2 protein-coding genes are annotated in these 3,769 nt (G+C 69.6%); both read right to left on the bottom strand.

Translation table 11 applies throughout. The annotated features are described in order from the left end of the window. A partial coding sequence (locus UG56_RS27280; protein WP_143055228.1) for a DUF1573 domain-containing protein occupies nucleotides 1–2,866 on the bottom strand: 2,866 nt, incomplete at its 3' end. 31 nt (nucleotides 2,867–2,897) lie between these two features. Beyond that, nucleotides 2,898–3,769, bottom strand: an 872-nt coding sequence (locus UG56_RS27275; RefSeq protein ID WP_177191566.1) for a hypothetical protein, incomplete at its 5' end; no start/stop codon positions are given.

The raw sequence follows: 3,769 nt of genomic DNA, 5'->3' as shown, positions 1-3,769 counted from the left end.
AACCGCCGGTCGAACCATCGGTCGAACCGCCGGTCGAACCATCGGTCGAACCGCCGGTCGAACCATCGGTCGAACCGCCGGTCGAACCACCGTCCTCTGTAGGCGAGGTGGTTGTGCGCCCCACCAACGAGGTGACCGGACCGAGCAGCGAATCCGTCGAACCGAGAGCGCCCGTGACCGGCTCGACCAGACGCGTCACCGCGCTCAGCGGGCTGGACGACGAGGATCCATCGGTCGAGCCGTCAGCCGAACCGTCGGTCTCGTCGGTGCCGTCCGGGTTCGTCGAGCCGCCGGTCAGACCACCGGTGAGCCCGTCGAGGCCGCCGGTCAGGTCGCCGGTCAGGTCCTTGGTCAGGCCACCGGTCGGGTCATCCGTCGAACCGCCGGCAGAACCGCCAGCCGACCCGCCGACCGGGGTCACCGTGCCATCCGAGGACACCTCATAGGTGGTCCCGTCGAGCACGATGGTGAATGAGCCGTCGGCACCCGGGGTGACCTGGGGTGCGTTCGGCAGATCCGAACCGGACGGGCTCGTGACCGAGCCGTCGGGCTGAACCTTGTAGGTGACACCGGCGTAGACGATCGTGTACGAGCCGTCCGCCCCTCGGGTGACCTGTGGCAGGTCAGCCCCACCGGTGCCGTTGACCGGGGTCACGGTGCCGTCCGAGGACACCTTGTAGGTGGCGCCGTCGAGCTCGATGGTGAATGAACCATCGGCCCCCGGGGTGACCTGCGGCGCGTTGGGCAGATCCGCGCCAGACGGGCTCGTGACCGATCCGTCGGGCTGGACCTTGTAGGTGACGCCGTTGTAGACGATGGTGAACGAGCCGTCGGCACCCGGAGTGACCTGCGGTGCACTCGGCAGATCCGAACCCGAGGGGCTCGTGACCGATCCGTCGGGCTGGACCTTGTAGGTGACGCCGTCGTAGACGATCGTGTACGAGCCGTCGGCACCTCGTGTGACCTTCGGCAGGTCCGCACCATCGGTCGAACCGTCGACCGGGGTGACGGTGCCGTCCGAGGAGACCCGGTAGGTCACGCCGTCGAGCAGGATGGTGAACGACCCGTCGGCGCCCGGAGTGACCTTCGGCAGGTCCGTACCGCCGACCGAGCCATCAGCCGAGCCACCAGCCGAGCCACCAGCCGAGCCGTCGACCGGGGTGACGGTGCCGTCGGAGGAGACCCGGTACGTCACGCCGTTGAAGACGATCGTGTACGAGCCGTCCGCGCCCGGGGTGACCTTCGGCAGGTCCGCACCATCGGTCGAACCGTCGACCGGGGTGACGGTGCCGTCCGAGGAGACCCGGTAGGTCACGCCGTTGAACACGATGGTGAACGAACCATCGGTGCTCGGGGTGACCTGCGGTGCGTCCGGCTGATCCGAGCCGGGAGTGCTGCCGGTCCCGTCCTGGGGGTCGGGCGACTCGTCAGTGCCGCCCTCTCCCTCGGTCGGATCGTCAGCCGGCACGGTCGAGCCGGGGAGGCCGGGCGTGGTGCCCGACCCACCCGTGAGGCCACCGAGGGACCCGAGGGTCTGGGTCACCGGCTCGAGGATCACGTCGAGCGGGCTCGCCGACTGGCCGGAGCCGTCGGTGGGCGTGGTCGACCCGTCGTCGCCGGGCTGACCGCTCCCCGGCTGGTCGTCCGCCGGGTCGTCGCTGGTGCCGGAGCCGGCGGTGCCGGTCACGTAGTAGGTGACCCGCCCGCTGAGCGGCTCGCCATCGACGGTCTCGGCCTCGACCGTGACCGTGCTGGACTGGTCACCCGCCCTCGGGGTGTACGTGCCGGTGCAGGTCGTCGACTGCCCCGGCGCGAGGGTGCTGCGAGCGCACGTCAGGGAACCGGAAGCTCCCCGAGCGCGCAGGTCGGTGACCACGGTCTTGCCGGTGTTGGTCACGTTGATCGTCACCGGGACGGGCTTGCCGGCCTCGACCTTCGCCTTGCCGGACGAGCCGGCTGCCTGGCCAGCGACCCGTGGCGTACCCAGGGTCAGGTTGCACTCGCACTCGTCGGCGGCGCTCGAACCGGTGCCAGGAGTGGGCTCGTCAGCGCCCGTTCCCGGCTGGTTCGTGCCCGCACCCGAGTCGACCGTTCCGGTCAGGTGGTACGTCACCCGAGCGTTCATCGGCTCGCCGTCCGCGGTCACGGCGTCGACCGTGATCGTGCTCGACTGGTCGCCCGCCCGCGGCGTGTAGGTGCCGGTGCAGGTCGTCGACCGACCCGGCGCCAACGTGCCCTGGGCACAGGTCAGCGCACCGCCCGCGCTCCGAGCGCGCAGACCGGTGATGAGCCCGTTGCCCGTGTTGGTGATCTTGATGGTCACCGGTACCGGCGTGCCGGCGGTGACCTTGGCGTGACCGGGTGCGCCGGCGGCCTGGCCGCCGACCCGCGGGGTGCCGAGGGTGAGGTTGCATTCGCAGCCCTCCTCGGCAGCCACGGGCGCTGCGGTGGTCGACGGAGACGCAGCAGCGGCAGCCTTGCCGTTGCGTACGATCACACGCGGCTTCTTGGTGTCGATCGAGCTCGCCTTCGGGGCAGCCTCAGCCTTCGTCAAGGGCTTCGACTGCACCTCCAGCTTCTCGTCGACGGGAGCCTTCTCGGTCGTGGTGTGGGCGGTCTCGTTCGCCTCGGAGTCGGCCTTCGCGGTGGCGGCAGGAGACGGTTCCGAGGCCGTCTGAGCATCCATCGACGATTCCGAGGGCGACGAGCTGTGGCCGCCCAGCAGGCCACCGACGCCGGTGGTCTCCTGGGTGTCGGTCTGAGGCGGACTCGCGGTGTCGTCGGCGTGAGCTGCGCCCGCGCCTGCGGCAAGGAGTCCACCCACGAACAGTCCGGTCCCGATGGACCGTCTCATCCACTTGTTCATGGCTTGATACCTCTCTGGTCAGAGTCGGCGATCAGTGGGCCGCCGGGACGCGGGCCGAGGAGTTGGCCGACGAGTTCGCGGTGAACGCGTTCGCCGAGTAGCAGAACCTGAACCAGGCGCTGCTGCCCGTGCCGGCCTGGTTGCGACCGGTCACCTTGATGGTCATGGCGTTCTCGCCCTGCTTCGGCGTGAACGTCGCGGTGCAGGTCGTCGTCTGACCGGGCTCGAGCCGCTGCGAGGCGCAGGCGACGTTGCCCATCGTCGAGGTGCCGTTGAGCGAGGTCGTCGCGGCATTGCCCTTGTTCGTGACCTCGAAGGTCAGAGTCGACGGCTCGTTGGTGCTGATCGGCGACTGCGATGCCGCCTGGACCGACTGGCCGTTGAAGAGCATCTTGCCGGTGAAGGCGACCTTGGGAGCCTTCTGCTGCGCGTTGTAGTAGACGCTGCACAGCTTGGTCATCTGCTGGCCGTCGGCGCTGGCGGCGATGATGTTCATCGACATCTTGACGTTGCCGCTCTGGGCCGGGACCCGGACCTTGCAGACCGAGGTCGCACCAGGCTGGATCGCGGCGTTCGAGCACGCCATGTCGGTCAGACCCTGGTCACCGGGGACCTGAGCCTTCACGTCGGTGATCGGCGCGGTGCCGTTGTTGGTGACCGGGACCTGGATCGTCATGGTCGAGCCCGGCTCGACCGATGCACCGGGGGCCCTACCGGCGGCCTGGCCGTTGATACCCGGCGCGCCGACCTTGAACGAGAGGTTGTCCTGCTGAGTCGGCTGGTTGGGCTGCGACGGCTGAGTGCTGCCGGGCTGCTGACCGGACGGCTGCTGACCGGACGGCTGCTGACCGGACGGCTGCTGACCGGACGGCTGCTGACCGGACGGCTGCTGACCGGTCGGCT

This window comes from Nocardioides luteus, assembly GCF_000960475.2.
Taxonomy (GTDB): Bacteria; Actinomycetota; Actinomycetes; order Propionibacteriales; family Nocardioidaceae; genus Nocardioides; species Nocardioides luteus_A.
This window is presented reverse-complemented; position numbering and strand designations above follow the sequence as displayed.